16 protein-coding genes are annotated in these 14,400 nt (G+C 60.9%); 10 read left to right on the plus strand and 6 right to left on the minus strand.

What is annotated here, in order from left to right:
- Positions 1 to 30: 30 nt before the first annotated feature.
- Positions 31 to 1,128, plus strand: coding sequence for an alpha/beta hydrolase (locus tag BDB13_RS00520; RefSeq protein WP_094269922.1), 1,098 nt, complete (start codon positions 31 to 33; stop codon positions 1,126 to 1,128).
- A 27-nt stretch (positions 1,129 to 1,155) separates the two neighbouring features.
- Here BDB13_RS00520 and BDB13_RS00525 read toward each other — a convergent pair whose 3' ends face one another.
- Complete coding sequence (locus BDB13_RS00525; protein ID WP_094269923.1) at positions 1,156 to 1,746, minus strand: TetR/AcrR family transcriptional regulator; 591 nt, start codon at positions 1,744 to 1,746, stop codon at positions 1,156 to 1,158.
- A gap of 123 nt (positions 1,747 to 1,869) precedes the next feature.
- On the opposite strand from BDB13_RS00525, the gene BDB13_RS00530 reads away from it, so the two are divergent.
- The 4 genes from BDB13_RS00530 to BDB13_RS00545 are packed head-to-tail and all read left to right on the plus strand — an operon-like array spanning position 1,870 to position 5,732.
- Positions 1,870 to 2,856 (plus strand): patatin-like phospholipase family protein, encoded by a 987-nt coding sequence (locus BDB13_RS00530; RefSeq protein WP_094269924.1) that lies wholly within the window; start codon positions 1,870 to 1,872, stop codon positions 2,854 to 2,856.
- Positions 2,853 to 4,325, plus strand: a complete 1,473-nt coding sequence (locus BDB13_RS00535; RefSeq protein ID WP_094269925.1) for a flavin-containing monooxygenase — start codon at positions 2,853 to 2,855, stop codon at positions 4,323 to 4,325. The genes BDB13_RS00530 and BDB13_RS00535 overlap by 4 nt, the downstream gene beginning before the upstream one ends.
- The gene (locus tag BDB13_RS00540) at positions 4,322 to 5,194 is read left to right on the plus strand and encodes an SDR family oxidoreductase (RefSeq protein ID WP_094269926.1); all 873 of its coding nucleotides are present in this window, start codon (positions 4,322 to 4,324) and stop codon (positions 5,192 to 5,194) included. Before BDB13_RS00535 ends, BDB13_RS00540 begins: the two co-directional genes overlap by 4 nt.
- Positions 5,195 to 5,213: 19 nt before the next feature.
- Positions 5,214 to 5,732, plus strand: coding sequence for a GNAT family N-acetyltransferase (locus tag BDB13_RS00545; RefSeq protein WP_094269927.1), 519 nt, complete (start codon positions 5,214 to 5,216; stop codon positions 5,730 to 5,732).
- Positions 5,733 to 5,735: 3 nt separating this feature from the next.
- On the opposite strand, the gene BDB13_RS00550 is transcribed toward BDB13_RS00545, so the two are convergent.
- Positions 5,736 to 5,963: a hypothetical protein gene (locus BDB13_RS00550; protein WP_094274570.1), complete on the minus strand. Its 228-nt coding sequence runs from the start codon at positions 5,961 to 5,963 to the stop codon at positions 5,736 to 5,738.
- A gap of 191 nt (positions 5,964 to 6,154) precedes the next feature.
- On the opposite strand from BDB13_RS00550, the gene BDB13_RS00555 reads away from it, so the two are divergent.
- From BDB13_RS00555 to BDB13_RS00565, 3 genes are all read left to right on the plus strand, one after another.
- Entirely contained in the window at positions 6,155 to 7,000 is an 846-nt protein-coding gene (locus BDB13_RS00555) for an LLM class F420-dependent oxidoreductase (protein WP_094269928.1), read from the plus strand.
- Between the two features lie 153 nt (positions 7,001 to 7,153).
- Positions 7,154 to 7,666: a flavin reductase gene (locus tag BDB13_RS00560; protein ID WP_254922650.1), complete on the plus strand. Its 513-nt coding sequence runs from the start codon at positions 7,154 to 7,156 to the stop codon at positions 7,664 to 7,666.
- Entirely contained in the window at positions 7,663 to 8,289 is a 627-nt protein-coding gene (locus tag BDB13_RS00565) for a superoxide dismutase (RefSeq protein ID WP_094269930.1), read from the plus strand. Before BDB13_RS00560 ends, BDB13_RS00565 begins: the two co-directional genes overlap by 4 nt.
- 28 nt (positions 8,290 to 8,317) lie before the next feature.
- On the opposite strand, the gene lexA is transcribed toward BDB13_RS00565, so the two are convergent.
- The gene (gene lexA / locus BDB13_RS00570) at positions 8,318 to 8,980 is read right to left on the minus strand and encodes a transcriptional repressor LexA (protein WP_094269931.1); all 663 of its coding nucleotides are present in this window, start codon (positions 8,978 to 8,980) and stop codon (positions 8,318 to 8,320) included.
- A gap of 109 nt (positions 8,981 to 9,089) precedes the next feature.
- Between lexA and BDB13_RS00575 the strand changes: the two genes are divergently transcribed.
- A complete protein-coding gene (locus tag BDB13_RS00575; RefSeq protein WP_094269932.1) occupies positions 9,090 to 10,172 on the plus strand; it encodes an alpha/beta fold hydrolase in 1,083 nt (360 codons plus the stop codon).
- Positions 10,173 to 10,179: 7 nt separating this feature from the next.
- Here BDB13_RS00575 and BDB13_RS00580 read toward each other — a convergent pair whose 3' ends face one another.
- Entirely contained in the window at positions 10,180 to 11,280 is a 1,101-nt protein-coding gene (locus tag BDB13_RS00580) for a DUF7064 domain-containing protein (RefSeq protein ID WP_094269933.1), read from the minus strand.
- On the minus strand, positions 11,277 to 12,401 hold the full coding sequence (locus tag BDB13_RS00585) for a phosphotransferase family protein (RefSeq protein WP_254922651.1): 1,125 nt from the start codon (positions 12,399 to 12,401) through the stop codon (positions 11,277 to 11,279). The genes BDB13_RS00580 and BDB13_RS00585 overlap by 4 nt, the downstream gene beginning before the upstream one ends.
- 123 nt (positions 12,402 to 12,524) lie before the next feature.
- On the opposite strand from BDB13_RS00585, the gene BDB13_RS00590 reads away from it, so the two are divergent.
- A complete protein-coding gene (locus BDB13_RS00590; protein ID WP_094269934.1) occupies positions 12,525 to 13,151 on the plus strand; it encodes a TetR/AcrR family transcriptional regulator in 627 nt (208 codons plus the stop codon).
- Here BDB13_RS00590 and BDB13_RS00595 read toward each other — a convergent pair.
- Positions 13,141 to 14,388, minus strand: a complete 1,248-nt coding sequence (locus BDB13_RS00595) for a VWA domain-containing protein (protein WP_094269935.1) — start codon at positions 14,386 to 14,388, stop codon at positions 13,141 to 13,143. The genes BDB13_RS00590 and BDB13_RS00595 overlap by 11 nt on opposite strands.
- Positions 14,389 to 14,400: the final 12 nt, after the last annotated feature.

Below are 14,400 nucleotides of genomic sequence, written 5' to 3' on the forward strand. Positions count from 1 at the left end.
TACGGCTGCTCGATTGATAGTGTTCGCGCCGTGACGGAATCCACCAGAAGCGTCAGTCGCCTCAGTGCTCGAGATCAAGCCCAAGCACTCTTGGTCGCAACCGCATTCGCGCTGCCCACGATGGTTCGGCGACGGATCACCGGCCCACCGGTGCACAAGGACGGGCTCACACTCCACCCCGACGCCCAGATGCTCTTGACACTGTCGAAGGCTCGCCCGCGACCTCCACTGTCATCCGAAGCTCAGGTGCTCGCGGCAGCCCGCTCCGAACTGGCGAGAACAGCCAAAATGATGGCCGGCAAGCCCATCCCCATTCACACCGAGGACATTATCGTCCGGGGCTCCGACGGGCCACTACGCGCACGTCTCTACATTCCGACCCACGAGTCCGGTGCGCTTCTGGTGTTCTTTCACGGCGGCGGTTGGGTACAAGGAGGTATCGAATCACACGACGCTCCGTGTCGACTGTTGACAGAAACGTCGGGTGCCCGCGTGGTCTCGGTCGAGTATCGCCTTTCGCCCGAATTCCCTTTTCCCACACCAGTTGACGACGCCTACGCGGCGTACCGGGACGTCGTGGCGCGAGCGACGGAGTTGGGTGCGGATCCCGCGCGCATTGCGGTGGGTGGCGACAGCGCGGGAGGGCATCTCGCTACCGTCGTCGCACTCCGCGCACGTGACGACGGCCATCAAGTGCCGGCGGCTCAACTCTTGATCTATCCGGCCACCGACTTTCACGAGAAGGCACCGTCACGAGCAACATTCGCCGAGGGATTCTTCCTCACGACGGCAAACGTCAACTTCTACGCGAGAAGCTTTCTCGGCGTCAACGCAGATCCACTGAATCCTTGGGTATCACCGCTGCGCGCACCGAACCTGAGCGGCCTTCCGCCGGCAATAGTGGTGACTGCAGGATTCGACCCACTTCGCGACGAAGGCGAGTCCTACGCACAGAAGCTGCAGGACAACGGAGTTCGTGTGGTGAGCCGCCGCTACCCGGGCTTCATCCACGGGTTTGTCAACATAGTCGGCCCCAGTGCCGCGGCACGCACCGCGGTTGTCGAGATCGGCGGAATGCTGCGAGCACTGCTGAACGAAAGCGCTGCCGAGACCAGCTTTCGTCCTTAGCCATGAGTCAGATGTGGCACTCGTCCACTACCGCGGTAACAGGATTTCTCGCACGGTATCAACCAATGGATCAACCGCGAGTTCCGGACTGATAGCCCGCTGGAGTCCCAAACCGATTCCGACACTGAGTATCCGAAGTGCCGCGACATCCGGATCGATCGACGGCTTCACGCCGTTCACTTCGGTCAGGTGCCTGACGACTCCCGCGATCAGGACTCGCACCTGCTCGGCACCGGACGCGATTTTCTCGCGGATCTCGTCGCTGTGACGCGAGCGGACCGAGTACTCCACTTCGAGAAGAGTCCACCGCTGGTCACCGATGGTGCGCTCGGCCCACACCGCGAACTCACTGATGGCGTCGTCGACGCTCGATCCCGCTCCTAGTTGTTCGGTGATCTCGCCGACCTTCGTCAGCCTGATTCGGCCGAGCACCTCAGCGCACAGTTCGTCTTTGTTCTTGAAGTTCGAGTAGACGGCGCCTTTGGAATATCCCGCGTCTTCGGCAATTTGATCGAGTGATGCGGCTGCATATCCGCGCTCGAGAAAATGTTCGACTGCCGTCACCAGCAGAGTTTCCCGAGTCTGCGCCTGCGCTTGTTGCCTGGTCAGTCGCGCCATCAGAGCCTCCTGCTGTCTTCGGTATCGAAATACCCACGGTAGCTGAATACCGAACTTTCACGTCAGTTGGAATCCCTAAGTTTGGGGTACCAACGTTATCCAGATACTGATAGTCTCCGAAATATGACTTCGAATGTGACGGGCGCCGCACCCGGCTCCATCAGACGTGGACTCGCCATCGGCTGCGGCGGGACTCTCGGGTTCGCCTGGACAGTGGCGGCATTGGCAGCAGTCCAAGAGGCCCTGGACTGGGATCCACGAGAGGCAACTGCACTCATCGGCACCTCGGCCGGCGCAGAGTTCGTCACCATGCTCGCCAGCGGTGTCAGCGTCGCCGACATGATCGCAATGCAACTCGGCGACCCCACCGCCCGACCTGAACTGCGAAAGCACCTTCGGTCCGCACCCGGACGGATCCCACCGCTTCCGCGTCTGGGTATCGGAAACCCGCGCTTGGCTCTACAGCGCGATCTCCCAATTCTGAGTCGCCTGAGCGGCATTGCGCCGGTGGGCGGCGGAGATCAGACGTGGCTCACCGAACTTGCCGACGCCCTAACTCGGGGTGACGCTTGGCTTCCCCATCCGCACGCGTACCTGGCGGCGATGGACTACCGGACCGGCGGCCGGGTTGCTTTCGGATCACCGGGAGCTCCGAAAGCAACTCCCGCCCAGGCGCTTCGCGCCAGCTGGGCGATCCCCGGCTGGTTCCCGCCGGTGACGATCAACGGAACACGGTACGTCGACGGCGGCGCTTCGTCGACAGCATCAGTGGACCTACTGCTCCCGCTGGAATTGGACGAAATTATCGTCTTGGCTCCCATGGCATCTCGTGATCTACGCCCTGGACGCGGCGCCGCCCGCGTCGAGCGCGCAGCGCTCCGGTCACCCATGTCCCAGGGCTTGGACCGCGAGATCGAAGTGGTGCGCCGGGCCGGCACCACGGTCCTGAGAATCGACGCCACCGATCAGGATCTCGCGGTCATGGGTGCCAATTTTATGGACAACCGTCGACGCTTGGCAACCTTCGAATCCTCACTGCGCACCACCCGCGCAAGTGTCGCAAGAGAACTGAAACTTTCCCCACTTCAGACACCGGAGGTCACCCGATGAAATCACATGTCGAGGTGGTCATCGTCGGTGGAGGTATTTCCGGAATCGGTGCTGCAATCCGGCTCCGAGAACTCGGGATCGAGGATTTTGTCATCTTGGAGAAGGCCGACTCTTTGGGCGGCACGTGGCGCGCCAATACGTACCCCGGTTGCGCGTGTGACGTCCCGTCAGGGTTGTACTCGTATTCCTTTGCTGCCAATGCGGAGTGGACAAGACTTTTTGCCGAGCAGCCTGAGATTCGTGACTACATCGACAGCACAGCCGCAGCTCACGGGATCGACCAGCACGTTCATTTCGGCGTCGAAATGCGCGATGCGCGCTGGGATCACGAACAGTCAGTGTGGCGCCTCGATACGTCGGATGGTTCTATCACGGCGCGATTCCTGATCGCCGCAAGTGGCCCGTGGAATGAGCCTCTCACCCCAGATATTGCGGGGCTGAGCACTTTCGACGGCGAGGTCTTCCATTCCTCGCAGTGGAACCACGATTACGACCTGACCGGCAAGCGCGTCGCCGTAGTCGGCACCGGCGCTTCGGCAGTTCAGTTCGTGCCCCGCATCGTCTCGCAGGTATCTGCACTTCACCTGTATCAACGCACCGCGCAGTGGGTGCTGCCCAAGCCCGACCATTACGTCCCGCGCATCGCGCGTTCCGTCATGCGCCACGTTCCCGGTGCCCACAAGGTGTTACGCAGCATCGAATACGGAATTATGGAGGCGCTCGGTTTCGGATTCCGCAATCCCTGGGTTCTACGCCTAGTCCAGAAACTCGGCTCGGCTCAATTGCGCATTCAGGTGCGAGATCGCCGGTTGCGCAAGGTTCTGACCCCCGATTACACACTCGGCTGCAAGCGCCTGCTGATGTCCAACACCTATTACCCGGCGCTGTGCCAACCCAACGTGGACGTTCACCCCGCCGCCGTCACCTCGATCCGGGGCAACACCGTGATCGGTGCCGACGGTACGGAATCCGAGGTCGACGCCATCATCTTCGGAACTGGATTCCATATTCTCGACATGCCGATCGCCACCAAGGTCTTCGACGGCGAGGGACGCTCACTCGACGAACACTGGAAGGGCAGTCCGCAGGCTTATCTCGGTTCAGCGGTCAGCGGGTTCCCCAACGCATTCATCCTGCTCGGCCCCAGCCTCGGTACGGGCCACACGTCCGCATTCATGATCCTGGAAGCACAATTGGACTACGTGACACAGGCAATCAGCCATGCACGGACACACAATTGGCAGACCATCGACGTCCGCCCCGCGGTCCAAGCCGCCTTCAATGCCCAGGTTCAAGATGCACTGGGAACTACCGTGTACAACGCGGGCGGTTGCGAAAGCTACTTCTTCGATGTCAACGGCCGCAACAGTTTCAACTGGCCGTGGTCGTCCGGAGCCATGCGTCGACGCCTACATGATTTCGACCCGAATGCCTACAACGACACCATCACCGCGGAGCGAACCTCATGAGGATCTTCGGCAACAACTATCCGGCAATCGACCTCGCCGGCAGCGTAGTCGTCATTTCCGGCGGCGGACGCGGAATCGGCAGAGCCACAGCGCAATTGTTTGCATCTCAGGGTGCACACGTTTGCGTCGGAGACATCGACGAGGACACGGCTGTTGACACAGCAACGACGATCGGCGGGCGCGGCTACGCACTCGACGTCACCTCCCGGCCGTCGTGGGAAACCTTCACAGCCAAGGTGATCGAGGAGTTCGGACACATCGATATCCTGGTCAACAATGCCGGCGTCATGCCGATCGGCGCATTCCTCGACGAGTCCGACGACGTCAGTCGAGTCACGCTCGACGTCAACGTCTGGGGACCGATTCACGGAATGCGCTCTGTCCTACCGGGAATGGTCGATCGCCGACGCGGTCACGTTGTGAATGTGGCGTCCATGGCCGGCAAGCTTCCCGTTCCGGGAATGGCCGTGTACAACGCCAGCAAGTTCGGCGCAGTCGGCCTTTCTGCCTCGGCCCGTGTCGAATTCGCCGATTCCGGGGTCAGTGTCAGTGCGATCCTGCCGAGCGCTGTTCGAACCGGACTGTCGTCGGGAGTCCCATTGGGTAAGGGGATGCCGACAGTCGAACCCGAGGTGGTTGCGCAGGCCGTCGTAGATTCGGTTGGCCATCGCCGAGCCGAAACTGCCGTTCCGCGTTACCTTGCCGGCTGGGACGTCATCGACGCTCTGGTTCCCGAATGGGTGATCAATATCGGGCGACGCGTCATCGACGATCGTCGCGCCCTGACATCCGTCGATCCGGTCGGACGTGCCGACTACGAGCAGCGTGTTGCGCGGCAAGCAGAAAATGGGAAGCGTGAGAGGCCCTGAACCGGGTAGATTTCCAGCCATGTATGTCCGCCGAGAGACTCCGTCCGACCGCGAAGCCATCTATGCACTGCTGGGGGCCGCATTCGCGGATCAGGCGCCGCCGGGCGAAACCCCGTACGAGATCGAACTGACGCGCCAACTCTTCGCTTCGGACGAGTATCTCCCGAAGCTGTCCTTGGTCGCCGAGATCTCGGGTGAGATCGTCGGCTTCGTACTCGGAACCCGGGGTTGGGTCGACGGCCTGGAAGCTGTGGGATTGGGTCCGCTGGCCGTCACTCCGGGCAATCAACGAACGGGGGTGGGGTCGGCGTTGATGCACGCGGTAATCGGCGCCGCCGACGCTCTGGATGTACCACTCCTCGCGTTACTCGGCAGCACCGAGTACTACCCACGTTTCGGTTTTGTCACCAGCACCGAGGTAGGCATCGAGTCTCCGGAAGCCGAGTGGGGTGCGCACTTTCAGATTCGCACCCTCACCACCCATCAGCCGGATCAGACGGGCACCTTCAGATACGCCACACCGTTTAACGCTGCTTGACCGTCAGTCGAACAGTGTCGGTGATGTGCCGTCGTCGGTAGTGCCGTCGGCGGGCACACTCTTCTTGCCGCCTCCCTTACGCACGACAGTCAGGGATGTGGTTCGAAGCGACAACCTGTGCCCGTCACCGTGTTCGAGCAAGGCCATTCCCTGTCGGACTTCGAGTACCGTCCACGGTCCCGCATGTCCCGCTGCCTGCACGAGGTCACCGGACTCCACTTCAGTTGCCATGACCCACTCCTTGTTCGTCGTGTCCTGCACGTTCTCGTTCACATTATCGACGCGGCCACCCAGCGCTCGACGCGCAGGGTGCCTACGCTGCGCAGCAACCCTTCTGGCGTGATCGAATTTCCCTACATTCGGGCCCGAACAAACCTGCAACAAGTTACAGTTTCGACGACGGACCACCTAAGGAGAACCCTGTGCGTTACGGACTCAGCTTGTTCACCAGCGACCGGGGCATTCGCCCTGCCGATGCCGCTGTCGCGGCCGAAGCCAGCGGGTTCGACGCCTTCTACGTCCCCGAGCACACCCACATTCCGGTGTCGCGGGATTCCGATCATCCGGGAACCCAATCCGCGGCGCTGCCGGATGACCGCTACCTGCGCACCCTTGACCCGTGGGTAGCGCTCGGCACTGCTGCATCGGTCACCAGCACGATTCGTTTGGGTACTTCGGTGGCCTTGCCCCTCGAACATGATCCGATCACCCTCGCGAAGACCATTGCGTCACTCGATCACCTGTCCGACGGCCGAGTGGTTTTCGGAGTCGGATTCGGTTGGAATGCAGAGGAACTCGCCGATCACGGCGTTCCGCCGAACAAGCGTCGCACCGCATTGCGCGAATACCTCGAAGCCATGGGCGAACTGTGGTCGAAGGACGAGGCCTCGTACGACGGCCAGTTCGTGAAGTACGGCGCAAGCTGGGCCTGGCCCAAGCCGGTACAAAAGCCGCGCCCGCCCATCCTCCTCGGCGCTGGGGCTAGCGAAAAGACATTCAAGTGGATCGCGAAGTCCGCCGACGGCTGGATCACAACCCCGATTCAGCAGGAGATCGAAGAGAACGTCACACTACTGCGCAAGATCTGGGCGGAGGTGGGCCGCAGCGGTGAACCCGAAATCACTGTTCTTGCCGGAAAGCCCGACCCCGAAAAGCTCGCCCACTGGGAAAGCATCGGCGTAACCGAGGCGATGTTCGGAACTCCGGACAAGGCGCCCGAAGAAGTTGTGGAGTACATCAAGCGATTGGCCGGCAAGCTGGGCGGGTGAAGTCCGCCACATCATCTTGACCTCAAGTGCACTCGAGATCTTAACGTCGGTACAGCACACACCAAGTGTATCGACTGCAACAATCGAGTAGCGAAGGGCAGGAAACCTGTGACGACGGAACTGGTTGGACCGCAATCCGATTCAATACCAGCGATGTCGATCCGCACCTCATTTGTCGACGCGTTCCGAAACCACCCGGCCGGCGTCGCCGTCATCACAGCCACCGGCAATGACGGCCCGGTCGGGATCACGTCGTCGTCGGTGATCTCGATCAGCGCCGATCCCGCAGTGCTCGCATTCTCGCTGCAATCTCTACGTGGATCTGCCGCCGCAATCGCGACTGCGACCAGTTTCCTTGTACACCTTGCTCATTCCGAAAATGCAGAACTGGCTTCGACATTTGCGACGCGCGGCGCCGTCCGGTTCGGCGACGACATGGAATGGTCATTCCTCGAAACTGGTGAACCACTTCTGCACGGAACCGGGCATGTCCTGCGGGCGGTCCCGCTCAGCACAACCGCTTGCGGGTCCGCGCTCATCGTCACTGCCGAAGTTGTCGACGTCGTCACTCCGGCGCGAATTCGCTCGCCCCTCGTCTATCACGACCGAGCGTATCGACACCTCGCTCCCACCCAGACCCCTCAACCGAAAGGTGCTCAACTATGACCGAATACGTGTTGCCCCAGCTTGATTACGATTACTCAGCCCTCGAGCCGCACATTTCCGGCGAGATCATGGAATTGCATCACAGCAAGCACCATGCCACGTATGTCGCGGGCGCAAACAGTGCGATCGAGCAGTTGGCTGCGGCCCGTGAAGACGGCACCATTGCAGCCAAGGCCCCGTTGCTCAGCAAGAACCTCGCCTTCCACCTGGGCGGGCACACCAATCACTCCATCTTCTGGAAGAACCTCTCCCCCAACGGCGGTGAGCGCCCCGAGGGTGAACTGGCCGCCGCGATCGACGAGCATTTCGGTTCGTTCGACGCGTTTGTCACCCACTTCTCCGCCGTTGCAACCACTTTGCAGGGTTCGGGCTGGGCTGTGCTGGCGTACGACACGATCGGGCAGCGCCTGATCATCGAACAGCTCACCGACCAGCAGGGCAACATCAGCATCGGCATCGTGCCGCTACTCATGCTCGACATGTGGGAGCACGCCTTCTACTTGCAGTACAAGAACGTGAAGGCCGATTATGTGAAGGCGTACTGGAACGTCATCAACTGGGAAGACGTGGCGCAGCGTTACACCGATGCCACTGCGGTCTCCCTACTGGGTTCCGGCAAATAGGTCGAGATTTGATGCGGCGGAATCCAGCTCAGATCCGCCGCATCACCGAAACGACTTTGCCCAGAATGGCTGCACCGTCGCCGTCGATGACCGAATAGGCGGCGTTGCGGGGCTCGAGGTAGACGTGGCCGTTGCGGCGACGGAGCACCTTCACCGTTGCCTCGCCGTCGATCATCGCGGCGACGATCTCTCCGGAATGCGCCTCCTCTTGGCGGCGCACGACAACAACATCGCCGTCGCAGATCGCGGCATCAATCATCGACTCGCCGCGCACTCGCAGCCCGAACACCGTGCCGGAGCCGACGAGTTCCCGAGGGAGTGCCAGCACCTCGTCGGCATGCTCGTCGGCGAGAATCGGTGTGCCGGCGGCAATATCGCCGACTACCGGCACCCTCACGTTGTTGTCGGACGAATGCCCCGACGTTCCGCCGGAGAGGAACGGGCGCACGTCCAACTGCCGTGTCATGGCCGTACCGCGGCGGAGGAAACCCTTTTCCTCGAGACCCTTCAGATGCTTCGACACCGACGACGTCGAGCGCAGTCCTACGGCGTCGCCAATCTGCCGGGTACTCGGCGCGCATCCGTTGGCGGCCACCCAGTCTCGGATGGTCACCAGAATCCGCTGCTGGCGCGGCGGCAGGGTGGAGGCGTCGAGGCCACCGAACATGTCAATGTCGTCGTAATCGGTCACCCACGAATCGTAGTGGGGTGGCGGCAACCCTTTGGTGCATGTTATCTCAGGTAACATGCACCAAAGGTGGCCGAACCGACGGCTGCGGCTCGAGCCCAAGGGGATAGCAGTGCTGGATATCAGCGGTTTGATCGCGACCTGGCGCCCCACGCTGGGCGACGCAGCACGAAACGCCTGGGGACTGTCATTCGGCGACGGCGTCGAACAACCCCAGCGCACTCCGAGCACGTTGATCACCAGTGGCCCACATCGCGATCTGTACCGCTTCGGCGACGCCGCAGGCGCACCCGTCCTCCTCGTACCGCCGCTGGCCGTCACCGCACACTGCTACGACCTGCGTCCGGGCCAGAGCCTCGCCGCACACCTCAGCAGCGGAGGCCATACGCCTTACGTCGTCGATTACGGCACGATGCGATATGCCGACCGCGACCTGGGATTCGAAGCCTGGGTCGACGACATACTTCCCGAAGCGATCCGGACGGTCTCCGAATTACATGACGGTGCAGCCGTTTCCGTCATCGGCTGGAGTCTCGGCGGAACCATGACCCTACTGACTGCGTCGGCGCACCCCGAACTGCCGATTGCGTCGATCACGACCATCGGCACGCCCATCGACTACACCAAAATCCCGGCTATCAGCCCACTTCGGCTGATCGGCAAGTACACCGGCGAGCGCCCACTGACCACCGTCACCGACCTGGTGGGCGGACTTCCCGCTCCCATCGTGCAGGCAAGCTACCGAGTGACCGCGCCGCAACGGGAGCTACTCAAACCGTGGTTTATCGCCAAAAATCTGCACAATACCGAAACGCTGGCCCGGATGGAATCGATCGACAACTTCATGGCGGAGATGCCCGGATATCCGGGCAAGGCCTTCCAACAGATCTGTGAACAGCTCATCCTGGGCAACGGCCTGCTCAATGACACGATCACACTGGCAGGCCGAAACATCAAGCTGGCCAAACTGAATGCACCGGTACTGTCGATCTCCGGAGCGTCGGATGTCATCGCACCGATTGCATCGGCGGTGGCGATCACGTCGGTCCTGACCGGATCGCCGTCCGTCCGATTCGAAACGGCGCCGGGCAGCCACCTCGGTCTGGTGGCCGGCCCGACGGCAAAGAACTCCACGTGGGCGTACATCGACAGCTTCTTGGAAGAAACTACGCGACAGGTTGTTTCAGCTAACTAACCGCCGATCACGGTGCCATGTCGAGCCAGCCCACAAATCCCGACGGGTCGTGACGACCCATCACTGCATGCTCGAACATGCCCCACCCCTCGGCACCGTTGCAGGTTGCGCGCGCGATGTGGTCGATGGTGCCGTAGGGAAGCTTTCCGGTGATCGCAGGGTCGTTGAGGTCGTAGACCGACGACGACGACCAGTTACGTCCACGCCATTCTCCGTGCGTCCAATCCGAGTCACCGCCGTAGCCGGCACCGACGTTGAGTGCGACAAAACCCAGGGTCTCGATGTCGACAACCAACGGTTCACCCGACGGTGTAGTCAGGTGCAGACGCGCGCTCTCCGGATGCCGGGTGCCGGAGCGGTACTTGATTTCCGTACGCGGCCAACCCAATTGCTCGACGCGGCCGTCACGGAAGGTTCGTGTTGCATGGCTCAGCGTCCGGTAGCCGTCCGGGCTTTCCTGCACGATCACCATGAGGGCAAAGTCGTCGAAGCGCAGCGGTACATAGGTCCACCAGTGGCCGCCGGTCGGAGTTTCCGCCATGCGACCAGCCGGATCCGGCTCGCCAACGGGCCTGATCCCCCACGAGCGGTCCCGCGTTCCCGTCCACACCGCCGGATCGACAACCAGGTCTTTGCCGCCGACATTCATTGTTCCGGACCAGCTTCCGACCTGTGCGAAGCGAGTGGCGTCGAGGATCGCGCGCGGGCCGGCCATCAGTGTGTGATGCTCCTCGAGCACCGAATCGAAGGCGCCGTTCCAGGTCATGTCGAAGGCAAGATCTTCGTGTTCACAAATGACGCGGATAGTCTGCAGCGGCTTGACTACCTCGATTCGGTACCCACCCACCTCCGCCTTGGTCGACGTTTCCTCGTGCGCATCGGAAAAGCGAATAGCTACTTGGGTGTCTCCGGTACGGACCGTCGCAAATGCATCGACAACTCCGAGGTTGGGGTAAACCCCGAGTCCGGTCACCAGAAAGACGTCACCCGTACGATCGTGCGCGTTGAAGTAGCAGCGATCGTAGAAGTTTCGGTCGGTCGACGTCATGCGTGCCATCGACAACGGTGCCTGATGCACCGGGTATTCGTCGAGATCGATCGGCTTCATTTCTTCTCCCATTCGTAGGTTCCGTCAATAAGTCCGGCGAGCATCGCGTGATGCATCACGTACTCGTCGAGATTCTCCGGAGGCTGCTTCTCCCCGAAGTGGATTCGCCGTCGTTCGATCTGTGACATGACGATCCCGTGCCGCAGTGCGGCGTAGACCAGATAGAAGTCCAAGTCACGGACGGTAAATCCCGTAGCATTTTCGTATTCCGCCACTACATCGTTGCGCCGGAACATGTCCGGTAAACCCGGCATGGAGAACTGCTCGGCCAAGTCCTGGAACTGGCGGTGAAAGAAGATGAACCAACCCAGATCCAACTCGCGCGGCGCCAACGTCGCAGATTCCCAGTCGAGCACGGCAACCGGATCTGTTCCCTGGAACATGATGTTGCCGATGCGGGCATCACCCCAGCACAGGACGTCTTCGCTGGGGTCGCTCGGCCAGTGCTCTTCGAGCCAGTCGAATGCGCTTTCCAGCACCGGAATTCGCAATCCGTCATGGCGACGGGTCCATTCGTAGTACGCGCGTTCACCCTCGAAGTGTCGACGCAGGCCCGAACTGTCGCTCAAAGTGCGCAAGTCTGCATCGATGCCGTGAATTCGCGCCAGAATGTGGACGCTGTTCGACTGAACACGCGCCCGGTCTGCGACGGCGGATTCTTGAAGCCACCCGCCGAAGACGTAGGGCGGATTGTCGACGGGAACGGCACCGGTGACACGGTCCATCACCAGGAACGGAGTCCCCAGGGCGTCAGCGGAGTTCTCGACCCAGCGGACGCGCGGTACCGACACGTCACTGCACTGACGAACCGCAGTCAGGACGTCGAACTGGGCTTGGAGGTCGTAGCGGGGGAAAACCGGAAACGCCGTAGCTTCGGGCGCCAGGCGCGCCACCAACTGCGCCGTCGTCGCGACACCGTCTTCGGTCCAGTCCAAGTCGAATAATACTGAGACACTGGACATTCCCGAGTGAGTTGGACGGCTCAGATTGTAGACGCGAACGTCGGTAGCGGTGTCGAGCTTTGCGGTGAGCCAACGCTCCAACTCAGTGGAGACAACCTCCAGATCGGTCTCGGTCGTAGTGATCGACGCTTCCGCTTCCTGCGGCATACCCGTTGTCACGATAGTGAACTCTCCTTCGCGCTACATACTTTCGACTAGGTCCAAATTCTTGTACTGCGGGCCAAATATAGACTCGAGTTCACCTTTATGGAAGGGTTTGGAGAAATTGGAAGTGGAGACTCGATGTCAACGAATCAACCGATCGCCCTCACTCGCCGTGAGCGCAACAAATACGAGACGCGTCAGCGCCTGTTGAGCGCAGCTCGAACACTCTTCGCCGAGAAGGGCGTGACGGGTACGACAATCGACGACATCGCCGAAATGGCAGATGTCTCGAGGGCAACTTTCTTCAACTACTTCCAGACCAAGGATTCACTGGTCTCCGCGTTGCACGACGGGCACATGCAGAAGTTGGCCGTCTTGATCGACGGCCTGCTCGAGCAGGACCTGACAACAGCGCAGCGGGTTCGACGCGTCTTCGAAGACGTCACCGATGCAACACGCCGATTCCGCATCTATCTACGCGGAGTGACCGGTGAACTCGAACGGGATCTGGCAAGCAACCAGATCAGTCAGGAAAGAACCGAACAGTTCAACGATCAAATTTTGCGAGTGCTTGAACCCGGAATCGCTGCCGGAGAAGTTCGAACGGATTTTCCGATCGAATTTCTCGCTCAGACTGTTGCAGCCGTGTACATTTCGTCGGTCCGCTACTGGCACCAGGACTCCGACTACGACATCGCCGACGGCTTCGACACCACCATGCGATTCATCGCCGAATCGATCGGACCACGCAGCGCTACCTCGTAACTCCCGCAGCCACAGCAGCCTTGTACCAATCCGGAAACTCGCTCAACAATCGTGAATAGAGTTCGGAATCGGAAACGGTATCGATGTCGTCGAGCGCAAAGAACCCCGCGTTGTCGACAATCCTGCCGTCCATGTCGTCGAGTTTCTCGAGTACGCCGTAGTTCGCTTTTCCGATTCCCACGAACTGCCAGAACGCGGGCAGCGCCGACGCCGCGCGCATGAGTTTCGTGATTTCCCGACGCTCGGAAAACCCACCGTCGGTGAAGAAGAGGACAAGTGTGGGAGTGTCACCCGGGGTCAGACCCGAAATGATCTCTGTCATGATCGGAATCTCACGATTGACTGCGCCGATCGCGTCGTAGTTGAACCCGCCATGCTTCCCGCGCAGATGCAGATAGGTCTCCGACCAGGATTCTGCCTCGTGCACCGAGATCTCCGGAAGTTTATGGAAGCCAACCGCATACAGGTACGGCTCGAGCTTTCCGTCGTCGTCGAGCTGTATCGCGACAGGAATCATGCGCTCGACAACGCGATGCACCACCTTGGTTTTGTACTGCTTGTTCATGCTGCCGGTTTTGTCGATCACCAAGATGACTCGGGCTCTGATTCCATTGCCGCCCTTGGTTAACAGCACCTTCGCGACTTCGCGCTTGCGGAGGTCCAGCTTTTCGCGCTTGACCATCGACAGCTTGGCCTCGTCGGGAACGGTGCGAATTCCGTCGGCGGCAACGGGCGCTGGTTCTTCGTCCACCGATACACCGAAAGTTGTAACCAGGTCTGCCAGCCCTCCGTCCCAACCGGCCGAGACATTGCGAATCTTCCACGAATCGCCGCGCCGGTAGATCTCGATGAGCACCGCAGCGCGTTCGGTGGTGAGACCCAATGCGGGAGCAGAAATCGGCGTGCCCCCAACGGACTGGATGGACGCCCCCAGATTCGCCACAGCAGAGAGTGCCCCGGCCACATTCTGATCAAGCGATACCGCGACACTGAGCATCGTGATTTCGGACGGCACTCTCGCGACGTCGATGTCGACTACCCCACCGTCACCGATGCGCACTGCGCCTTCCACGGAAATCGGCTGATTGAAGAAGATGAAGTCGGCGTCGCTGCGAACCTTGTTGCCTGCTCCGAGCTGAAAAACCATCAGGTCGACACTGCCGGGAGCAGCGCCCGTCACCGCCACTCGTAGCGTGTTTCCTTCGACAACCGTGTTCGCCCCACGCACCAATTCCATGTGCAAATCCTA

This window comes from Rhodococcus sp. OK302 (assembly GCF_002245895.1).
Lineage (GTDB): Bacteria > Actinomycetota > Actinomycetes > Mycobacteriales > Mycobacteriaceae > Rhodococcus_F.